Raw genomic sequence first — 19763 nt, 5'->3', positions numbered from 1 at the left:
CGCAGGCAAGCCAGCGCCTACAGGCACCGCAGGGTGCCAGTGGTTGCAAAAAGGGGCGCATAGCGCCCCCGTGCACCGATCTCAGGCCAGCTCTTCGGCCTGATCCTCACGCACCACCGCCTTCACCTCATCGATCCGGCTGATGTACTTCCAGTCCGACTCATCGATGTAGATGCCATTCGGCCCGCTACCCCCTTCCAGGTCGATCGCCACGTGCGCCGACACCTGCGGCTTGACGCTCGCCAGGATCGGCACGAAGCCCAGTTGCTGGCTGGTTTCGAGCAGGGCGGCCTGGTTGCGTTCGTCGATGTCCGCCGCCTCGTCGAGGTAGTACGGCAGGCGAATGCGCCCGGCCAGGTCGCGGTCCATCAGGTGCAGCAACAAGTACATGTTGGTCAGCGCCTTGATGGTCATGGTGGTGCCGTTGGACGCGGCGCCGTCGATGTCGGCGTGGATCACCGGCTGGCCGTTGACCTTGGTGATCTCGAACGCCAGTTCGAACAGGTCCTTGAGGCCCAGCTGGTTGTGGTTGGCCGCCACCAGCCGTGCCAGGTACTCCTTGGCCTCTTCGTTCTTGTGATCCTGGTCGCTGCTCTGGGTCAGGTCGAACACCGACAGGGTCTCGCCTTCCTCGTACTTGCCCGCACTGTGGATGATCTGGTCGATGTGCTTGAGCGCCTCCTTGTTCGGCGCCAGGACCACGCGGAAGCTCTCCAGGTTGGACACCTGGCGCTTGTTGATCTCGCGGTTGAACAGGGCCAGCTGGTGCTCGAGGCTGTCGTAGTCGCTGCGGATGTTGCGCAAGGTCCGGGCAATGTCGGTGACCGCCGCGCGGCGGGCCTTGGCCAGGGTCAGGGCTTCTTCGGTGCGGTGCGAATAGGCGTTGATCAGCAGCTGCAGGCGGCGCTCCATGTCGTCTTCGCTGTCGAACTTGGCCACGCCCTTGAGGCGTACCTGGGCGTACAGCGCTTCGATCTGGTTGTCGACCCGTTGCAGGCCCTGCCAGCTGTCCTGGTAGTCGTTGAGCAGCGGCAGCAGGTTGTCCATGGAGTCGTCCACCGGCTCCATGAACGGCGTGCCGAAGGGCAGGTCGGCAGGCAGCAGCTGGCGGCGGCGCAGGGCGTCCTCGAGGGTGCGCTGCTTGGCTTCGAGGTCGGCCAGCTGGCGACCGACCAGTTGCAGCTTGGCCGAGAGCTGCTGGACGCGCTCGGTAAAGGCGTCGCTGGAGCGCTTGAGCTCGTCCTGGGCAGCTTCGAGCTGGGACAAGTGCTCGAGCTTCTCGGGCTCTTCGGCGGCCAGGGTCTGGCTGCGGCGGAAGTCTTCCAGGGCTTTCTGCGCGTCCAGCACCTGTTGGTACAGGGCCTCGGTCTGCGCTTTGCTGGCACTGCGGTCGGCGGAGACCGCCTGCTGGGTGCGCAGTTGCTTGAGTTCTTTTTCCAGGCGCTCTTTCTGGTCGCGCAGGGCGGCGCGGTCGGCCAGCGCCTGCAGCGCCGGCGGGTCGATGTGCGACAGGTCGATGGACAGCCCCGGCACTTCGAAGCGCTCGCCCTTGAAGCGCTCGAGCACCGCTTCGAGGGATTTTACCCACAGGTCGCTGTCGTCCAGCTCGATGCCGCGCTCGCCCAGCGGCAGGCTGAACAGCGCGCCGTTGAACAGGCGCATCAGGCGGTCGACATCGCCCTGGGAGAACTCTTCGCGCAGGCGCGCGTAGCTGTTGTTGTCAGCGTGATCGAGCTGCTGCTTGACCGCCTTGACGCGTTTTTCCAGGTCGCGCACGCGCTCGTCGAGGTCTTCGGCAGAGAACTGCCGCGACTGGGCCAGGGCGCCGGCCAGTTCGTCGTGGGCGTCCTTGGCTGCGAGCAACTGCTGCTCGAGAACCTTGACGTCATCGACCAGGGCAAAGCGGTGCTTGAGCACCGACAGTTCGCCGAGCCAGCGCTGGATACCGGTGATTTCACGCTCCAGGCGCATCAGCTCCTGGGTGCCGCCACGCTGGTCGTTCTGCAGCCGGTCCTGCTCGCCACGGTAGTGCTCGGCCTGGATCACCAGCTCTTCCTTGCGCGCCATGGCGTACTCCTGCCAGGTGCCGAGCAGGTTGTCGAGCAGTGGCGAGATCCGGTGCAGCTTGCCGCGCAGGACATTGCGCTGGGCCACGCCGCCGGCCAGGGCCTCGACCAGCGGGCCGGCGGAGACCAGCGCGTTGTAGTCCTGCTCCATGCGGCGCACGTCGCGGAAGGCTTCTTCGCAGGCGGCAATGTAGTCGACGCTGCCCGAGCGCAGGCTGTGCTCGAAGGCATCGAGGAACAGCTGCTTGAGCTTGGCCGCAGTGATCTCGCGCATGTGCAGCAGGTTGATGAACAGCGCGCGGAAGGTCTTCAGGCTCTGCTCGCTGGTCGAGCGCAGTGGGATCAGGGTCAGGTCCAGCGGCACCGAGGTGTGGCCGCCGACCAACAGCCGACGCAGTTCGTCAGGCTTGAGCTCGTAGGCCTTGAGGCCATTGCGCTCCAGGTTGGTGAACAGCTCCTTCTGCCGCAGGCAGGTGTCGTCCTTCTGGTAGTGGGCCAGGTCCAGCTCGCCTTTGTAGGCGAAGAACTGGTGGCCGAAACCGCCGCCCGGGCCGCGGCCGACCACGCCGATCACGTGCGGGCCGTGCGGCAGGTTCAGTTCGCAGAGGATGTAGCTGGTGTCGCTGGCGAAGTAGAAGCGGCGCGATTGCTCCAGGCTGTACTTGCCGAAGCTCATGTCGGACATGCGCGCCAGGATCGGGAACTGCAGGGCGTTGATCGAGGCCGACTTGCCCAGGTTGTTTGCGCCGTAGACCGACAGCGGGTGCTCCAGGGGGAACAGGCCAAGGCTGTAGCCGGCGGTGTTGAGCAATGCGAAGCGGCGGATGCCGTAGCGTTCCTGGCTCATGCGTCAATCTCCTGTTGCTCTTCGCGGATGGCCCGGGCCAAGGCGTCCTCTTCGCTTTCGTCGCCGTCGAACGGGGTGAGGTCGAGCGGATCGTCGGTGCTGTTGAACTGCGCCGGGTCTTCTTCCTCCACCAGCACCGGCGTCGGCAGTGGCAGGTCGCTGTGCAGGGTGGCGGCCAGGTCGCGGTCCTGCTGGACCGACAGGCACACGTCGAGGAAGCGGTGCATCGGCGGCAGGAAGCGGTAGATGCCGCCTTCCTCATGGGCGAAGCCGAGCTGGGTCATGCGTCGCAGGATCTTTTCTTCCAGCTCTTCGACGGTCTGCACTTCAGCCTGGATGAACAGGTCGCGGTACTTGTCCAGCAGCGATGGCAGCTCATCGCGGCCAATGCTGCCGCCATCGAGCACGGCGATCGGGTCGCGGCCCTGGTCGGCCAGGTGTTCGACCAGGATGAAGGTGAACAGCGAGAGGCGCTGCGCGGTCTTGTTGACCTGCGCGGCCGCCAGCTCAGGGACGAAGTAGTAGAAACCGCGGGTATCGCACACCAGCTCGAAGCCGAGCGCCTTGAACAGGGTGCGGTACTGGTCCTGGAAGTTCGACAGCTGGGCGTACAGCTCCGGGTCGCGGCGGCTGACGTGAAAACCCTTGAACAGCTCGCGGAAGATCGGCGCGAGCTGGGACAGTTCGGAAAGATCAAGATGCATTGGCTGGGCTCGCGGTGGATTCAGGCGATGGGGCGGTCAAGGCGAAGGAGCGCAGGCTGACCCGGTGCTCGAGGGTGCAGTAGTCGCGGCGTTCGAGGCGTTCGCGGGCAAAGCGCTTTTCCCGCGACAGGCGCGAGAACCAGTACAGCAGTTCGTCGGTGGCGCCTTCGGGCTCCTGCTCGAGCAGCCAGACCATCAGGTCGGGCAGGGGCAGGGCGGCCGAGCAGCGCTGGAGCATTTCCTTGACCGTGCGCGGCGCAGCCGGGGTCGGGCCCTTGTCGGTCTTGTGCGCCTTGGGGAAGCGCGCTGGCTTGGGTTCGAAGCGGGCCAGGGCATAGACGTACGCCTCGACCTGGCTGGCGCTGCCGAGAAAGGTGCTCTGCGGGCGGGTGAACAGTGGCATGGCCGCGTGCGGCACGGCATCGATGCCCTTGCGCCGGATCACCGACAGGGCCAGCGCCGCGCCGCGGGTCACGGCGTTGTGCCGGCGGGCTTCTTCGCGCAGCGGCAGCAGCAGTTCGCGGGCGTGACGCAGGGTCAGCTGGGCGCTGGTCTGCATCTCGAGGATCCGCGCGTGGGTACGCAGCAGCATGTCGTCGTCAACCAGGTGCCCCAGCCGCGCCTGTTCGCCGAGCAGGCGCAACAGCACGGTCTCGACCTTGCGCACGCCCTGCTCGAAGGCACCGTCGGCGTTGACCAGCTGGATCATCGGCTCGACGTATTCGTCCCAGGTCGCCAGGACCTCGGCATAGCGCTGGCGCAGCGGGATCTGGCGGTTGCTGGTCTTGGCCCGTTCAGCCACCGCGACCAGCGCCTGTTCGTCGTTGTCGAGCTTCTTCAGCACGTCGCGCACGCGCATGTCGAGCAAGCGCAGCTGGCGCGCCAGGTCGTCGCTGTCGCGGTTGTCGAAGGCGTCCTGAATATGCCCGGCCAAGCGCTCGAGGTGGCGCAGGTAGGCCTCGATCTCCAGGCACAGGCCAAGCCGGTGCTCGCGGCGCAGGTACGCCAGGAAGTCGTGGATCTGGGCGTTCAGCTCGAACCGGTTGGGGCTCTTCGCCACGGGCACCAGGATGTCCAGGCGGATCCACACATCGAGCAGTTGGGTGATGTCCTGCGGGGTGCTTTCCACCTGCTGGCGGCCCAGTTGCTGGCGCAGTTCGATCAGGCTCAGGGTGCCCTGGTCGAAGCGCTCGCACAGCGGCTCGATCAATGCCCAGTGTTCGGCAAGGGCGCGCAGGACGCGCTTGGGTTCGATCATCGGCGGGTCAACTCGTTGCCAAGTTAAAAGCGGCGATTGTACTGCATACCGGGGGGAGGATTTCACCCCTTGGTCCGTAATGGGTTTTAGTCAGGGTGTTGCAGGCGATAAATTTCCGCCAGCCAGTAGCGGCGCTGGTCGGCCAAGGGCGTTAGAATGGTCGACTGACTTTTCCCCGGATGACCGTGCTGTGCTGATCGAGTCCCGCCGCCGCGCCTACCTGTCCGCCATGCAAGTGGTGCATTGGCTGCCGCGCGCCGAACTGCCGTTCGCCGCGCCGTCGCGCCCGGAACTGCTGCTGCCGTTGGCGCCGCTCGACGAACCCGAGTTCGAGGCCCGGCCGGCTGCCGCGGCGCCACTGCCGGTGGCGCCACAAGCACGCTCGATCGAGCGGCCGAAGATCGAGATCACCCGCCCGGGCAGCATCGCCAAGCCGGTGGTCAAGCCGGTCGAGGCCGAAGAAGCCGCGCCGGTCGTGCGCCCAGCCCCGATACCGCCGCCACGCTTCGCCCTGCAGCTGCTGCGCGCTGGCAGCTGCCTGCTGCTGGTCGAACTCGCCACGGGTCAGCCGTTCCAGAGCCGCGACCCGTCCTACCTGCTGCTCAAGGACATGCTGCGCGCCGCCGGCCTGCCGGATGCCCCGCAGATCATCGGCGAGCCGGTGCGCTGGCCGTTGCTGGTGCGCGGCAACATGGACCAGGGGCCGGAGGCTGCGCGCGACTTCGTCCAGGGCTTTATCCAGGCGCGCCTGGAAGAAACCCCCTGCACCTGCCTGTGGCTGATCGGTCTGCCCGCCCTGCGTTACGCCGGCCAGGCCCAGGCAGACGCCTATTACCAAGAACTGAAGGTCGAGGGCCTGGGCGACGCCTGGGCCTTGCCGGGCCTTGAACTGTTGATGGACGAGCCGCAACGCAAAGCGGACGTCTGGCAAGCGATGCGCCGGCTGATGGCGCGCTGGAAGAGCGATGAATGAGTGATTCGATCAGTTTCCGCCCGATGAACGAGGCGGATCTGGATGCCGTGCTTAAGATCGAATATGCCGCGTTCAGTCATCCCTGGACCCGCGGGATCTTCCAGGATGCGCTCAAGTCGTACGAAGTCTGGCTGATGTTCGACGGCCACCAGCAGGTCGGCCATGGCGTGATCAATGTGATCATCGACGAGGCGCACCTGCTGAACATCACCGTCAAGCCGGAGAACCAGGGCCGCGGCCTCGGCCTGCGGCTGCTCGAGCACCTGATGGGCCGCGCCTACCAGCTCAATGGCCGCGAGTGCTTCCTAGAGGTACGCGCCAGCAACCAGTCGGCCTACCGATTGTACGAACGCTACGGATTCAACGAAGTCGGCCGGCGCCGCGACTACTATCCCATGGCCGGTGGACGCGAAGACGCCCTGGTGATGGCCTGCACCCTGTTCGAGGAGTGACCTTGCGGGGGCAGGTCGAGTCACACAGGCATAACCTGATGAGATAAGACCATGCATGACCTGCAGGAACTGATCGACAACAACGCGCGCTGGGCTGACGCCATCACCCAGCGCGACCCAGACTTCTTCGCCAAGCTGGCGCGCCAGCAGACCCCGGAATTCCTCTGGATCGGCTGTTCCGACGCCCGCGTGCCGGCCAACGAGATCGTCGGCATGCTGCCGGGCGACCTGTTCGTCCATCGCAACGTCGCCAACGTGGTGCTGCACACCGACCTCAACTGCCTGTCGGTGATCCAGTACGCCGTCGAGGTGCTCAAGGTCAAACACATCCTGGTCACCGGCCACTACGGCTGCGGTGGCGTGCGCGCGGCCATGCAGGACCGCCAGCTGGGCCTGATCGACGGCTGGCTGCGCTCGATTCGCGACCTGTACTACGAGAAGCGCGGCGAGCTGGCCAAGCTCGACACCGAAGAGGCGCAGGTCGATCGCCTGTGCGAGCTGAACGTGATCCAGCAGGTCGCCAACGTCGCCCACACCAGCATCATCCAGAACGCCTGGCACCGCGGCCAGGAGCTGTCGATCCACGGCTGTATCTACGGCATCAAGGATGGCCGCTGGAAGAGCCTGGACACCACCATCAGCGGCTTCGCCCAGCTGCCACCGCAGTATCGCCTGCGGGCTTTGGAGTAGGGCTGCTGGCGCACACCTTGCCGTAGCAGCCGCAAGCGCGCTTACCAATAGTCAGGTTTGATTGCCGGCCGCTTGCGAGTAGGGACCCGATCGGGAAACTGGTGTGCGGCGAGTTCTTGGCTAGTCACCACATGACGCATCCAGTGGGCGTAGTTTTTAAGCGAGCCGGGCGGGGTGCGCTTCATGCCTTCCCTGTGAGGCAGCACTACACCTAGCCGTAACTCCGGAAAGTCTTCCCGTAAGGCCCTCAAGGCTGGAGTCATGTCGGTATCGGCAGACACCAGGACAATCTGCTGAATGCGTTCTTCAGGTTGCAGGCCGGCTTGACGGGCAGCAAGGCGATACATGCTGATTGCGATGTGAACGTCCGTTTCTTTCTCTTCAAGCTTCCATATCGCCACCTGATCACGCCTGCACGGTGGCGTCTGCTTGCTGATGAAGCGAGGTGCGCTGCGAGGCTCGAGCTGATGGCGGCCGTGGAAGACGGCCACGCCGCGTGCGATCAACGCCCGCAGATAGGTGTCCTGGGCTTCCTTGGACAACGACCCGCGGCTTGCAAGTGCAGGCTTGACGCCTGAGGTGAAGAAGCTCATCGAGCTGAGCTGGCTGTGGGGTTGCTCTACGTGCAGGATATGCCCTAGCAACGCTGGCAGATCCAGCCATTTGTAAGACGTGCCTGCGACCAGGCCGTAGAACACGTTGTAGCCGTCGATAAAGCACGCAGTACGCAATGTTTTCATTCCTTGAAAACGAAAAAACCGGCGCTAGGCCGGTTTCTTCACCCCAACAGCCGACGAACTGAATCGTCGCGTACGGGGCTGAGTAGTGGGTCTGATTATGCCACCGTGATCGACGCAGTCAACGTGCAATTCGTATCAGGGGCATTGGCGCCCGTCAATCATGACTCAGATCACGCCACGCCAGGCCGTTTTGGCAGAGAGAGTGTGTTGCGGCGTATGAGCCGGATTTTGCATGCTTTACTGGCTGGCAGTGGTGTACCGAGCCGCAGGCTCTCACTCGACCATGAGGTAGGGCATGAAACACGCGAGGATGCTGGCCTTGGCAGGGGCCCTGTTGGCGGCGGGTGGGGCGCAGGGCGACGAGCGTGACCTGTGGATGTTTGCCCAGTGGGCGGGCGATCACCAGACCCGGCCGTTTCGCGACATGCTGGTGGATGCGCGCGTGTATGGCGTCGTGCCGATTCATCAACTGCTGCGCTCGGCCTCTGACTGGCGCCTTTGCCAGGCATCACCGTTTGCCGTGCCACCGGCCAGCCAATGGCCGGCTGTGCGCTCGACCCTGGCGTTGGTCCAGCGCCTCGATCAGCTAGGCATCCTGCGCCAGTTCGAAGTGGTCTCGGCCTATCGCGAGCCGCGCCTCAATGCCTGCGCCGGCGGCGCGCGGGACAGCGCGCATACCCGTGCATTCGCGGTCGATCTGCTGCTGCCCGGGTGGGCCGACCCCAATCCGCTGTGCAGTTTCTGGCAGCAGCATGGGCAGGCCTGGAACATGGGCCTGGGGCGTTATCCGTCAGGGCGTATCCATCTCGACACGGCGGGTTACCGGACCTGGGGCGGTGATGGCAGCGCCGGCTCGTCGTTCTGTGCCAAACCCAGCTGACACAGGCACGCCTGGCATTCAGCGCTGACCCATTCGGCAAAACGCTGGCGATGGCTGCCATCGTCCAGGGGCTGAGGGCTGAGCAGGTGGTAGGCGGAGCCATCGCGCAGGAAGCCGCGGGGCGCGTGCAACTGCCCGCTGTCCAGCTCGTCGCTGACCATCAATGCCGAGGCGATGGCCATGCCCAGGCCCGCGCTGGCGGCCTGCACCGACAGGTAGAAATGCTCATAGTCGCTGCGCTCGCTCGACGTGGCGCGTTCGCCGCTCAAGCGTAACCAGTTGGCCCAGGCATCGGCACGGGTGCGGCTGTGCAGCAGGCGCTGGTCGAGGGTGTTGCCCAGCCCGGGGCGGCAGACTGGCCCGACCCACTCGTCGCAGATCTTGCGGCTGTGCAGGTGTCTGTCCCAGTGAAAGTCGTCTCGGCGCAGCGCCAGGTCGATGCCGCCACGGGCGAAGTCCACCGGCCCGCCGGCGGCCACCAGGTGCAGCTGGATATCCGGGTGAGCGGCCTGAAAGCCCGGCAGGCGGGGGATCAGCCAGCGCATGGCGATGGTTGGCTCGCACGACAGCACCAGCACCGTGTCCTGCACCTGTTGGCGCAGGTGCTGCACGGTGCCTTCGAGCTGGCTGAACAGCGACTGGGTGGTGGCGTGCAGGGTGCGGCCGGCGGCATTGAGGAAGATCGCCCGGTTGCGCCGTTCGAACAGCTCGACGCCCAGGCTCTCTTCAAGCAAGCGCACCTGGCGGCTGACGGCGCCGTGGGTGACGTGCAGGTGTTCGGCCGCGCGCACGAAGCTTTCGGTTTCGGCGGCGATGTCGAAGTAGCGGAAGGCGTTGAGGGGGGGCAGTTTCATGGCTTCTCGATTGTCTGGGTCGACCTCTTCGCGGGTAAACCCGCTCCCACAAGGTGCTGCAGCGCCGCCTGATGACCCTGTAGGAGCGGGTTTACCCGCGAAGAGGCCAGCGCAACCGCTACCTGTCTGTGAGAAAAACTAGCATATCAGTCTCACTATAAATCGATTTTTGCTTGTGGATAAGTCTTCGATAATCGGCGCTCTGTGCATTTTCATCGCTTATCGAGGAAGCCCAATGAATGAACTGATCGCCGTCGCCCTGTTCACCCTGCTAGCGGTCATCAGCCCAGGCGCCGACTTCGCCATGGTCACCCGGAGCAGCTATGCACAGGGCCGCAAGGCCGGCCTGGCGGCAGCGATCGGCATCGCCCTCGGCGTGCAGGTGCATGTGCTGTACACGGTGCTGGGTATCGCCGTGATCATCAGCCAGAGCCCGGCGTTGTTCCTGGCAATGAAAGTTCTCGGCGCCGGCTACCTGATCTACCTGGGCTACAAGTCGCTGACCAATACCACCCGCATCCACCTCGACGCGGGTGTCCAGGTCCAGCGCAGCGGTCTGGTGGCGGCATTACGCACGGGCTTTCTGACCAATGCGCTGAACCCCAAGACCCTGCTCTTCGTGATCAGCGCCTACACCCAGGTCGTTAAGCCAGGTAGCTCGCTGGCGCTGGATTTCGCCTACGGCGCGTTCATGTCGGTGGCGCACTGGCTGTGGTTCAGCCTGGTGGCGGTGTTCTTCTCCAGCGCCGCGCTGCGCACGGCCATGATCGAGCGGCAGCGGCTGGTCGATCGGCTGATTGGCGTGGCGCTGATCGGGCTCGGCCTGGCGGTGATGGTGTCGGGGGTGCGTTGAGCAAAGATTGCATCAGCTTGCCCCGCGCCATTAACATGGAATCATTCCCATTTGCGAAGCCCCGCGATGAAAGCCATGCCGCCCATTTCCGCCGACAGTCTGGACGCCTTGTACAAGGGCTATCACGGTTGGTTGCTGGTGTGGCTGCGCCAGCGCCTGCAATGCCCGCAGCATGCCCAGGACCTGGCCCAGGACACGTTCGTCCGGTTGCTTTGCGCAGGTAGCTACGTCGCGCCCCGCGAGCCACGGGCATTTCTCGCGACAGTGGCCAAGCGGCTGCTGATCGATCGAGGCCGGCGGCACAAGCTCGAGCAGGCCTACCGCGAGGCGTTGCTGATGCATGCCGAACAGCTCGAGCACGCGCCGTCGCCCGAGCAGGTGCTGGCCGTCGTGCAGGCGCTCGAGCAGATCGACCGGGCGCTGGCGCGGATGCAGCCCCGCGTACGCCAGGCCTTCGTCCTGCGCCACCTCGAAGGCCTCAGCCATGCTGAGATCGCCACACGTCTGCAGGTCTCGACCAAGAGCGTGCAGACGTACCTGGTGCAAGCCTTGCTGCAATGCCATGCCGCGGCGCACGCATGTCTGTAAGCCCGGCGCTGTTGCGCGAGGCGGCGCAATGGCTGGTGCGCCTGGACGATCAACCCAGTGCGCAGGACCGCGAAGCGTTTGCTGCGTGGCTGGCTGCCGGCCCTGAGCACCGTGAAGCCTTCGAGCACCTGCAGGGCGCGCTGGCGCCTTTGCAGGTACTGCACCACGCGCCCGCCCGCAGCGCCTTGATTGCTCTCAAGCAGCAACCGCGCAGTGCACGCACGTTGAAGGCGTTGGCGCTGGTCGCGCTGTTGACGCTGCCGGTCGGGCTGGCCTTGCAGCAGTATCCGCCGGCGTACCTGTTGGCCGACATCCGCACCGCCAGCGGCGAGTGGTCGACCCGGCAGTTGCCGGATGGCAGCCAGCTCAGGCTGGATGGCCGTTCCGCGGTCGACCTGGACTTCGACAGCGCCAGCCGCACCTTGCACCTGCGCCAGGGGGAAATCCTCGTCGAGGTGGCCAAGGATCCTGCCCGGCCGTTCCGGGTCGTCACCGAGCATGGCAGCGTGCGGGCCCTGGGCACGCGCTTCGTGGTCGAGCGCCTGGCCGGCCAGACCCGTCTGGCAATGATCGAGTCGAGCACCGAAGTCGACAGCGGCGGCCAGCGCGTGGTGGTGCCGGCAGGGCAGGAACTGCGTTTCGACAGCCACGGGCCAGGTGCGCCACAGCCGATTGATGGCGAGGGCTTGCAGCAGGCGTGGCAGCAGCACCAGCTGCTGGTTCGCGAGCAGCCGCTGAGCGAGGTGCTGCAACGCTTGGCGCGCAATCATCGCGGTTACCTGTCGTTTGATCGCCAGGCGCTGGCGGCGCTGAAGGTCACCGCAGTACTGCCGGCCGACGACAGTGAGCGCGCGTTGCGCCTGCTGGCGCGCAGCGTGCCGATCCGTATCGAGCATTACACACCGTGGCTCACTCGCGTCTCTGTGCTGCCCCCGAGCGCGCCGCGATAAAAATCATTTCCATCTGATTCCAGTTCTCCGATCCCGTGCGTCCTTGTCACTAACCAACATAACGGAGTATCGGGAACATGCTTTCAACCTTGCGCGCGCGCATCCCCTTGAAGCCTGGCAATGCACTGGCTCTGGGCATTCACCTTGGCCTGGGCAGCCTGCCGCTGCTGTTGGCGCCGGCGGTCATGGCCCAGCAGCACGTGCAGCGCTATGACATTGCTCCGGGCGCATTGGGTGACGTGCTGAGCAGCTTTGCGCGCCAGGCCGGCGTGGCGATTTCTTTCGAGGCTGGGCAGGTGGCGGGGCGACACAGCGCCGGGCTGCAGGGCAGCTACGCGGTCGAGCAAGGCTTTGCGCTGCTGTTGGGCGGCCAGGGCCTGCAAGCGCTGGGCAGCGCCGATGGTTACGTGCTGAGCAGCGCGGCCGCCGGCGACAACGCCCTGGAGCTCGGCGCGACGACCATCAACAGCCAATCGCTGGGCGCCACCACGGAGGGTACCGGCGCCTATACCACCGGCGCTACCCGCACCGCCACCAAGCTCAACCTGAGCCTGCGCGAGACGCCGCAATCGGTCAGCGTGATGACTCGCCAGCGCATTGAAGACCAGAACCTGCGCAGCATCGGCCAGGTGCTCGAGCAGACCGCCGGGATCAATGTGCAGAGCCCAGGCAGCGATCGTCTGTATGTCTACTCGCGCGGCCTTGCCATCGACAACTATCAATACGACGGCATGCCGACCACCTCGTTCGCCTTCAGCCAGGCGTTGCCCCAGGCGCTTTCCGACATGGCGATCTATGACCATGTCGAGGTCGTCCGCGGTGCCACCGGGTTGCTCTCCGGCGCCGGTGACCCTTCGGGGACGGTCAACCTGGTGCGCAAGAAACCGACCGAGACCTTCAAGGGCTATGTCAGTGCCGGTCTCGGCAGTTGGGACCTGTACCGCACCGAGGTGGATGTCTCCGGGCCGCTGACCGACAACGGCGTAGTCCGCGGTCGTGCCGTCGCGGCCTATCAGCAGGGCAACAGCTTTACCGATCACCTGGAGCAGAAGAAGACCATCCTCTACGGCATCACCGAGGTCGACCTGAGCCCCGATACCCTGTTCACCCTGGGCGTCGATTACCTTGAGAGCAACCCGCGAGGCTTCTCCACCACGGGTCTGCCGGTGGTGGCGAGCAATGCCGCAGGGCAAGGCTATCAGTACCACATGCCGCGTTCGAGCAACGGCGCCAGCCGTGACAGCAGCAACCGCCAGGAGTCGGTCAACACCTTCGCCTCGGTGGAACAGAAGCTGGCCCACGACTGGACCTTGAAGGTGGCGGCCAACTATTTGTACGGCACCCGCGAGTACGATTCGGTGATCGTCGGTACCACCACCGGCGTGCTCAATCCGAGCACTGGCGACGGCCTGCGTTATACCGCCACCAAGGGCGACAACACCCAGAAGCAGCGTGGCGTCGACGTCATGCTCAGCGGCCCGTTCGCGTTGCTGGGGCGCGAGCATGAGCTGGTCATGGGCTTCAACTATCAAAGCTATGAAAACCGCCGCAACGGTTTCGGCAATCTGCTCGCCAATGGCGCCAGCAACAACGGCGTCAGCGGCGTGCCGGTTAATGTCTGGAACTGGGACAACCAAGGCCCGACCCCGGCCTACAACTTCAACCGCGAAGACGACAACATCGACCAGCGCCAGACCGGCGCCTACCTGGCTACGCGACTTAAACCCACGGACGATCTGTCACTGATTCTCGGCGCGCGGGTCAGCAACTTCCAGTACGACGCCGTGCTCGATTACCACGTCAACAGCCTGCTGCCCTACAGCACCGACGACTCGGTCAAGGCGACTGGCGAGGTTACCCCGTATGCCGGCGTGGTCTATGACCTCGATGAAGTGCACTCGCTGTACGCCAGCTACACCAGCATCTTCAAGCCGCAGCCCTACCGTACGCGCGCCGGCAAGTTGCTCGAGCCACGCCAGGGCGACAACTACGAAATCGGCCTGAAGAGCGAGTACTTTGGCGGGCGGCTGAACACCGCCATCGCGCTGTTTGAAGTGAACCTGGACAACGACGCGGTGGCGGACGGTGTGGTCGACGGCAGTGATGGCCTGATCACGGCCTACCGCGGTGAGCAGACCAAGACCCGTGGCGTCGACATGGAGATCAACGGCGAGCTGTCACCGGGCTGGAACCTGCTGGCCAGCTACACCCACTCGCAGGTCGAAGACAAACACGGTGAGCGGGTCAAGACCACGGTACCGATGGACATGTTCAAGCTGTGGACCACCTATCAATTGCCCGGTGCGCTGGACAAGCTGACGGTCGGCGGTGGTGTCAACTGGCAGAGTTCGATGCAGTACACCGCAACGCCTTGGCAGGTGAGCAATCCGGTCAAGATCAAGCAGGACGACTACGCCATCGCCACCTTGATGGCGCGTTACCAGTTGACCCGGCAGTGGTCAGCGACGGCGACGGTGAACAACCTGTTCGACAAGCAGTACTTCAGTGCGCTGGACCAGAACTTCAACAGCGCCGCGTATGGCGAACCGCGCAACTTCATGCTCAGCAGCAAGTGGGAGTTCTGATGACGTGAGTTGACCGCGCGGTGGGGCGGGCCGGATCAAGGGATTGTGCTATGGCCCGATGCCATGCTAATGATAGGTATTACTATTTGCGCCTGGCTTGCTCCGTGTCCGATCCCGCTGCTGATCTCTACCACGCCAATCACCGATGGCTCTGCGCCTGGCTGCATCGACGGCTGAACTGCCCGCATGATGCCGCCGACCTTGCCCAGGACACCTTCGTGCGGGCCCTGCATGCGCCGCAACTGGCCAGCCTCGACCAGCCCAAGGCGTTTCTGGCGACCATCGCCCGCCGTTTGCTGAGCAACCTGTATCGGCGGCGGGCGCTGGAACAGGCTTACCTGGAAGAGCTGGCGCACTGGCCTGAGCAGTGTCATCCCTCGCCCGAGGAGCTGGCGCTGGTGCGAGAAGCCTTGGCCGAAATCGACCGCCTGCTCGATGGCCTGCCCGCCCGGGCACGTCATGCGTTCATCCTGCATCGGCTCGAAGGCCTGAGCCAGCCAGACATCGCAGAACAGTTGGGGGTCTCCCTGGCGACGGTCGAGCGCGACCTGCGCCGGGCCTTTCTGCACTGCCTGAGTGTCACGCCGTGAGTGCGCTCGAGCAAGCCACTCGCGATGCGGTCGACTGGTTGTTGCTGCTCGAACGGCTGCCGCCGGACGACGCCGCGCATGCCGGATTTCGTCAGTGGCTGGCCCAGGCGCCTGCCCACCAGGCCGCCTGGCAACGGGTCAACGGTGTCCTGGCCGCGCCCCTGGCTGATTTGCAGGCCACCGGCCAAGTGCAACTGGCCGGGCGGGCGCTACGCCAGAGCGCTCAGCTGTCGCGCCGCAGGCTCGTGGGCGGCGGCTTGGCGGCGGTGTTGTTGACGCTCGGCAGTGCCACCTGGGTCAACCGCCTGACGCCGCTGGAGCAGCTCTTCGCCGACCTGCGCACCGGCACCGGGGAGCGTCGGCGCGTCACTCTCGCGGACGGCAGCCGGTTGCAGCTGGACGCGCGCAGTGCGGTCGATGTACGCCTGGATGACACCGCTCGGCAGTTGAACCTGCTCGCAGGGGCGATGCTCCTGACGGCCGCTGACCTACCCGCTCGGCCGATGATTTTGCGCTGCCGTGACGGCCAATTGCAGTGCAATGGCGCCACGCTGTTGCTACGCCAGCAGCCCGACGCGACGCTGCTCAGCGTGCAGCAGGGCAGGGTGCTGCTGGCCGCCGGGCAAGGCGCGAGCGTCGAGGTCGAGGCCGGTCAGGTGTTGCGCTTCGATGGGCGCGGTGTGCAGCCGCAAGCGGTGTCGCTGTGGTCACGTAGCACCTGGACCCAAGGCCATCTGGATGTGCGCGACGAGCCGCTGGGTGAGGTGGTCGAGGCGTTGCGCGCCTACCACGCCGGCCTGCTGCGAATCAGCCCGCAGGCGGCGCAATTGCGGGTGTATGGCAGCTTCCCGTTGGGCGAGGTGGAGCGCACCCTGCAGGCCTTGGCTGAGACCTTGCCGATCAGCGTGGAGCGGCGTGGTTTCTGGCTGACGCGGATCGAATTGCAAAACGGGTGAGGGGAAATACGCGCTGGCGTGTCCTGTGTGTAACTTCCACTCACGTTGAGCGATACCCATGTCCAACTTTGCCCTTCGCCCCAGCCTGCTGGCCCTGGCTATCGCCATGGGCAGCAGCCCCGGCCTGATCGCCCAGGCCGTGGCTGCTGAAGCGATCGACACCGTGCACCGCTACGACATCGCCGCAGGTCCGCTGGCCGATAGCCTGGCGCGCATCGCTCGCGACAGTGGCCAGGTGCTGTCGGCCGAGCCGGCCTTGGTCCAGGGCCGCCAGGCGCCCGCCGTGGTCGGTCGGATGAGCGCCCGAGAGGCGGCCGAGCGTGCCCTGGCCGGCAGTGGCCTGGCCCTGCGTGTCACCGCCAGCGGTACCTGGAGCCTGCAGCCGCAGGCGAGCGGCGACGCCCTCGAGCTGGCGCCGACCCAGGTCGACAGCCGTGCGCTGGAAAACGCCTGGGGCCCGGTGCAAGGTTACGTGGCGCGGCGGACCGGCACCGCCACCAAGACCGACACCTCGCTGCTGGAGGTGCCACAGACGATCAACATCGTCACCGCCCAGCAGATCACCGCACAGGGCGCACAGACCGTCACCGAAGCGCTGCGTTACACCCCGGGGATCACGGGCGGCGGTTTTCCTGACCGGGTCGGCCTGTTCGACGAAGTCACCTCGCGCGGCTTCTTGCCGACGCCCCTGTACCTGGATGGCCTGCACCTGCCTTACGGCAATGGCAGCACCGGTGGCGCCCTGCAGATCGACCCCTACACCCTCGAACGCATCGAAGTGCTCAAGGGCCCGGCTTCGGTGCTGTACGGCCAGAACCAGCCTGGCGGTATCATCAACATGGTCTCCAAGCGCCCGACCGCCACGCCGTTGCATGAGATCGTGTTCGGCGGTGGCAGCCAGGACCGCCGCTACGGCGCCTTCGACTTTGGCGGCCCGCTGGATCAGCAAGGTGAGTGGCTGTATCGCTTGACCGGTACCGTCACCGACAAGAATGGCGAAATCGACTACACCGAGCAGAAGCGCTACATGCTCGCGCCGAGCCTGACCTGGAACCCCAACGACCAGTTGAGCCTGACGGTCTACGGGCATTTCCAGAAAGACAACGACGTGCCCGAGGCCCAGGGCCTGCCGGCCGTGGGCACGGTGTTCTCCAGCCCACAAGGGCGGATCAAGCGCAGCACGTTCATTGGCGAGCCCGACCTCAACAGCTATGACCGTGAGCAGTTCAGCGTCGGCTATGAAGTGAGCTATGCCCTCAACGACGTCTGGACCCTGCGCCAGAACACCCGCTATGCCTCGGTCGATGACCGTTACGTGGCCCCGTTGCATGGCTATCGCTTCGTCACCAACCCGCAGACCGGGGCCAACGACCAGCGCTACATGACCCGTTACGGGGTGGACTGGGCGCAGAAGAACAAGGTCCTGGGCATCGACAACATTGCCCAGGCTCGCTTCGCCACGGGCGAGGTCCAGCACACCCTGCTGATCGGTGTCGACCGCTACCACTCCAACTCGCAGTTCCTTGGCCGCTATGACTTCAACCCGCCGATCATCGACATGTATGACCCCGTCTACGGCCAGTCGCTGAACTATGTCAACCCGACCCGTTGGGACAACACGATCGACCAGACCGGCGTCTATCTGCAGGACCAGCTCGACTGGGGGCGTTGGTTCCTCACCGTGGGTGGCCGCTATGACTGGGCCAAGACCGACAACCGCGTACCACCGACCAGTGCGCGCAGCGGCAGCCGCGATGAGAAGTTCAGTGGTCGCGCGGGGTTGGGCTACAAGTTCGACAGCGGCGTCACGCCTTACCTGAGCTACTCCGAATCGTTCCTGCCGCTCAGTGGTACCGACGCCGAGCAGAAGCCGTTCGAACCCTCGACCGGCAAGCAGTATGAAGCGGGCATCAAGTACCAGCCGCCCGGGCAGGAGAGCTTCGTCCAGCTGTCGGTCTATCAGATCGACCAGAAGAACGTGCTGACCTCGGTCGAGGCGGGGTCGCCCTACAGCAACCAGTCGGGTGCGGTGCGCTCGCGTGGGGTGGAGCTGGAAGGCAAGGCCAACCTGGCGCAGGATCTCAACCTGATCGCCTCGGTGGCGCGCAACCAGGTCAAGTTCGTCAAGGACAACGATGGGCGTGAGGGGCGGCATATGGCCGGCACTTCACCGCTGACGGCATCGCTCTGGCTCGATTACCAGGTGCGCGGTGATACGTTGTGGCGTGGGGTGGGCGGCGGGGTCGGTGCCCGCTATGTGCGCGGCAGTGATGGTACGCAGTACGCCGATGACCACTTCGTGATTCCGTCCTACACCGTGTATGACGCCATGCTGTCGTATGACTTCAGTGCGTCACCGCTGCAGGTCCGCGGGTTGCGATTGAAGCTGAACGTGCACAACCTGGAAGACCGCAAGTACGTCAGCAGCTGCACCAGCGTGTGGGACTGCTACTACGGGGAAGGGCGCACCATGACCACCGACCTCACCTACAACTGGTGATTCGGCTGCCTCCCGCCAGCGCTACGGGCGCAGGCGGGAGGTAGATGCCGTGGCCTGCTTTATCGCAGGCAAAGAAAAAGGGCCTACCTTGCGGTAAGCCCTTTTTCGAAGTTGGTGGCTACACAGGGACTTGAACCCCGGACCCCAGCATTATGAATGCTATGCTCTAACCAACTGAGCTATGTAGCCAACTGGCGCGCATTATTCGCTTGAAACGCCCCTCTGTCAACACTCATTTCAAAAAAAATTTACACGGTTTCAAATGCTTAGCCTGGAACACCGGGTTCAGCGCACGATCAGCCATTGCCCGAACACGTCATGCAGCTGCAATTGCTGCTCGGCGGCCAGCTTGTCCAGGCTCTCGGCCGGGCGGTCCAGGTTGAACTCACCGCTGACACGCCGGTAGGCGGTCTGCTCGTCCATCAGCCAGACACGGCGGCCGCCATACCCGGCCAGGCGTTCCAGCACTTGGTCGAGGGGTTGGTCCTTGGCCAGCAGGTGGCCGCTGCGCCAGGCATCGGCGCGTTTGACGTCGATCTTCTGCACGGCATCGATGCGGCTGTCGGTGAAGGTCACCCGTTCGCCGGCCGAGACCAGGCGCTGGTCGCCACCCTGGATGACCATGGCCTTGCCGTTGAGCACCACCAGTTCATCATGCTCGGCGGTACGGGCGATCATCAGGCGGGTGCCGAACACCTGGATGCGCGCGTCGTCGACCTGCACCTCCATGGCGCGGCCGTCGAGCATGACCTCCAGGTAGACCTGCCCTTGCACCAGGTGCAACTGACGGGTGCGCCCACGCAGGTCGACATTCATCGCGCTGGCGCTGTCCAGGTGCATCGTCGAACCGTCGGCCAGGCGCACGCTGCGGCGCTCGCCGCTGGCGGTGTGCAGCTCACTGGCCAGACGTTGCATGAGGGGCCAGTAGAGGCAGGCGAGGGCCGCCAGGCCGAGCAGGAACAGCGCTGCCAATACCTTGCCCATGTGGCTGCGGCGGGTCTTCAGCAGGCGCGGGCGAGGCCTGGCCGCAGGCGGCTTGAGCTGCTGCCAGTAGGCTTCGAGCTCAGCATAGGCCCGGGCGTTTTCGGGCACCTGGCACCAGTCGGCAAATGCGCGGCGTTGCTGCTCGTCGCCACCGGGCTGGCGCAGCAGGGAAAACCATTCCAGCGCCTCGCGTTCGGGATCGGGCTGGCGCTGCAGGGCGGGCATCGGGCTCATGGATCGGTCTGCTCGCGAGAGAGGCGAAGCCGCCCACTGTGGGCGGGGCAATGTGCCAT

Annotated in this window: 17 protein-coding genes and 1 tRNA gene; 11 read left to right on the top strand and 7 right to left on the bottom strand. The window is 65.1% G+C overall.

All coding sequences use genetic code 11. The annotated features are described in order from the left end of the window. Window positions 1-81 precede the first annotated feature (81 nt). From mksF to mksB, 3 genes are read right to left on the bottom strand one after another with little or no spacing between them, the layout of a single operon-like run. Window positions 82-2913 (bottom strand): Mks condensin complex protein MksF, encoded by a 2832-nt coding sequence (gene mksF / locus CCOS865_RS24835; protein WP_119145849.1) that lies wholly within the window; start codon window positions 2911-2913, stop codon window positions 82-84. After that, window positions 2910-3617 carry an Mks condensin complex protein MksE gene (mksE, locus tag CCOS865_RS24830; RefSeq protein WP_119145847.1) on the bottom strand — a complete coding sequence of 236 codons (708 nt, stop codon included), beginning with the start codon at window positions 3615-3617 and terminating at the stop codon, window positions 2910-2912. The genes mksF and mksE overlap by 4 nt, the downstream gene beginning before the upstream one ends. Continuing rightward, complete coding sequence (gene mksB / locus CCOS865_RS24825) at window positions 3607-4875, bottom strand: Mks condensin complex protein MksB (protein ID WP_119145845.1); 1269 nt, start codon at window positions 4873-4875, stop codon at window positions 3607-3609. The genes mksE and mksB overlap by 11 nt, the downstream gene beginning before the upstream one ends. A 190-nt stretch (window positions 4876-5065) precedes the next feature. On the opposite strand from mksB, the gene CCOS865_RS24820 reads away from it, so the two are divergent. From CCOS865_RS24820 to can, 3 genes are read left to right on the top strand one after another with little or no spacing between them, the layout of a single operon-like run. Beyond that, the gene (locus CCOS865_RS24820) at window positions 5066-5848 is read left to right on the top strand and encodes an energy transducer TonB (protein WP_119145843.1); all 783 of its coding nucleotides are present in this window, start codon (window positions 5066-5068) and stop codon (window positions 5846-5848) included. Continuing rightward, window positions 5845-6300 (top strand): ribosomal protein S18-alanine N-acetyltransferase, encoded by a 456-nt coding sequence (gene rimI, locus CCOS865_RS24815; RefSeq protein ID WP_119145841.1) that lies wholly within the window; start codon window positions 5845-5847, stop codon window positions 6298-6300. Before CCOS865_RS24820 ends, rimI begins: the two co-directional genes overlap by 4 nt. Before the next feature lie 51 nt (window positions 6301-6351). Continuing rightward, the gene (gene can / locus CCOS865_RS24810) at window positions 6352-6990 is read left to right on the top strand and encodes a carbonate dehydratase (protein ID WP_119145839.1); all 639 of its coding nucleotides are present in this window, start codon (window positions 6352-6354) and stop codon (window positions 6988-6990) included. 41 nt (window positions 6991-7031) lie between these two features. Here can and CCOS865_RS24805 read toward each other — a convergent pair whose 3' ends face one another. After that, on the bottom strand, window positions 7032-7721 hold the full coding sequence (locus tag CCOS865_RS24805; protein WP_119145837.1) for an NYN domain-containing protein: 690 nt from the start codon (window positions 7719-7721) through the stop codon (window positions 7032-7034). 304 nt (window positions 7722-8025) lie between these two features. Between CCOS865_RS24805 and CCOS865_RS24800 the strand changes: the two genes are divergently transcribed. Continuing rightward, entirely contained in the window at window positions 8026-8610 is a 585-nt protein-coding gene (locus tag CCOS865_RS24800; RefSeq protein ID WP_167469106.1) for a YcbK family protein, read from the top strand. Here CCOS865_RS24800 and CCOS865_RS24795 read toward each other — a convergent pair. Next, entirely contained in the window at window positions 8550-9464 is a 915-nt protein-coding gene (locus CCOS865_RS24795) for a LysR substrate-binding domain-containing protein (RefSeq protein WP_119145835.1), read from the bottom strand. The genes CCOS865_RS24800 and CCOS865_RS24795 overlap by 61 nt on opposite strands. 235 nt (window positions 9465-9699) lie before the next feature. Between CCOS865_RS24795 and CCOS865_RS24790 the strand changes: the two genes are divergently transcribed. The 7 genes from CCOS865_RS24790 to CCOS865_RS24760 all read left to right on the top strand — a co-directional run bounded on the left by CCOS865_RS24790 (window position 9700) and on the right by CCOS865_RS24760 (window position 18486). After that, entirely contained in the window at window positions 9700-10317 is a 618-nt protein-coding gene (locus CCOS865_RS24790) for a LysE family translocator (protein ID WP_119145833.1), read from the top strand. A 66-nt stretch (window positions 10318-10383) separates the two neighbouring features. Next, entirely contained in the window at window positions 10384-10905 is a 522-nt protein-coding gene (locus tag CCOS865_RS24785) for a sigma-70 family RNA polymerase sigma factor (protein WP_119145831.1), read from the top strand. After that, window positions 10896-11855, top strand: coding sequence for a FecR family protein (locus CCOS865_RS24780; RefSeq protein ID WP_119145975.1), 960 nt, complete (start codon window positions 10896-10898; stop codon window positions 11853-11855). The genes CCOS865_RS24785 and CCOS865_RS24780 overlap by 10 nt, the downstream gene beginning before the upstream one ends. Window positions 11856-11932: 77 nt before the next feature. Further along, window positions 11933-14440: a TonB-dependent siderophore receptor gene (locus CCOS865_RS24775; RefSeq protein WP_119145830.1), complete on the top strand. Its 2508-nt coding sequence runs from the start codon at window positions 11933-11935 to the stop codon at window positions 14438-14440. Window positions 14441-14544: 104 nt separating this feature from the next. Then, a complete protein-coding gene (locus tag CCOS865_RS24770) occupies window positions 14545-15030 on the top strand; it encodes a sigma-70 family RNA polymerase sigma factor (protein WP_244216175.1) in 486 nt (161 codons plus the stop codon). Then, a complete protein-coding gene (locus CCOS865_RS24765) occupies window positions 15027-15986 on the top strand; it encodes a FecR domain-containing protein (RefSeq protein WP_244216174.1) in 960 nt (319 codons plus the stop codon). Before CCOS865_RS24770 ends, CCOS865_RS24765 begins: the two co-directional genes overlap by 4 nt. A 58-nt stretch (window positions 15987-16044) precedes the next feature. Beyond that, a complete protein-coding gene (locus tag CCOS865_RS24760) occupies window positions 16045-18486 on the top strand; it encodes a TonB-dependent siderophore receptor (RefSeq protein ID WP_119145826.1) in 2442 nt (813 codons plus the stop codon). Between the two features lie 112 nt (window positions 18487-18598). Here the strand turns inward: CCOS865_RS24760 and CCOS865_RS24755 are convergent. Beyond that, window positions 18599-18675 (bottom strand) — tRNA-Met (locus CCOS865_RS24755). A 96-nt stretch (window positions 18676-18771) separates the two neighbouring features. Beyond that, window positions 18772-19695, bottom strand: a complete 924-nt coding sequence (locus CCOS865_RS24750; protein WP_119145824.1) for a FecR family protein — start codon at window positions 19693-19695, stop codon at window positions 18772-18774. Between the last annotated feature and the right edge of the window lie 68 nt (window positions 19696-19763).

Source organism: Pseudomonas reidholzensis (genome assembly GCF_900536025.1).
Lineage (GTDB): Bacteria > Pseudomonadota > Gammaproteobacteria > Pseudomonadales > Pseudomonadaceae > Aquipseudomonas > Aquipseudomonas reidholzensis.
This window is presented reverse-complemented; position numbering and strand designations above follow the sequence as displayed.

What these genes read in the sequence shown, in the direction of transcription:
- CCOS865_RS24775 (WP_119145830.1), top strand. Translation starts at nt 11,933, where the DNA reads ATGCTTTCAACCTTGCGCGCGCGCATCCCCTTGAAGCCTGGCAATGCA.
- CCOS865_RS24795 (WP_119145835.1), bottom strand. Translation starts at nt 9,464, where the DNA reads ATGAAACTGCCCCCCCTCAACGCCTTCCGCTACTTCGACATCGCCGCC.
- CCOS865_RS24790 (WP_119145833.1), top strand. Translation starts at nt 9,700, where the DNA reads ATGAATGAACTGATCGCCGTCGCCCTGTTCACCCTGCTAGCGGTCATC.
- CCOS865_RS24760 (WP_119145826.1), top strand. Translation starts at nt 16,045, where the DNA reads ATGTCCAACTTTGCCCTTCGCCCCAGCCTGCTGGCCCTGGCTATCGCC.
- mksE (WP_119145847.1), bottom strand. Translation starts at nt 3,617, where the DNA reads ATGCATCTTGATCTTTCCGAACTGTCCCAGCTCGCGCCGATCTTCCGC.
- CCOS865_RS24780 (WP_119145975.1), top strand. Translation starts at nt 10,896, where the DNA reads ATGTCTGTAAGCCCGGCGCTGTTGCGCGAGGCGGCGCAATGGCTGGTG.
- CCOS865_RS24785 (WP_119145831.1), top strand. Translation starts at nt 10,384, where the DNA reads ATGAAAGCCATGCCGCCCATTTCCGCCGACAGTCTGGACGCCTTGTAC.
- mksF (WP_119145849.1), bottom strand. Translation starts at nt 2,913, where the DNA reads ATGAGCCAGGAACGCTACGGCATCCGCCGCTTCGCATTGCTCAACACC.
- CCOS865_RS24750 (WP_119145824.1), bottom strand. Translation starts at nt 19,695, where the DNA reads ATGCCCGCCCTGCAGCGCCAGCCCGATCCCGAACGCGAGGCGCTGGAA.
- can (WP_119145839.1), top strand. Translation starts at nt 6,352, where the DNA reads ATGCATGACCTGCAGGAACTGATCGACAACAACGCGCGCTGGGCTGAC.
- CCOS865_RS24800 (WP_167469106.1), top strand. Translation starts at nt 8,026, where the DNA reads ATGAAACACGCGAGGATGCTGGCCTTGGCAGGGGCCCTGTTGGCGGCG.
- rimI (WP_119145841.1), top strand. Translation starts at nt 5,845, where the DNA reads ATGAGTGATTCGATCAGTTTCCGCCCGATGAACGAGGCGGATCTGGAT.
- mksB (WP_119145845.1), bottom strand. Translation starts at nt 4,875, where the DNA reads ATGATCGAACCCAAGCGCGTCCTGCGCGCCCTTGCCGAACACTGGGCA.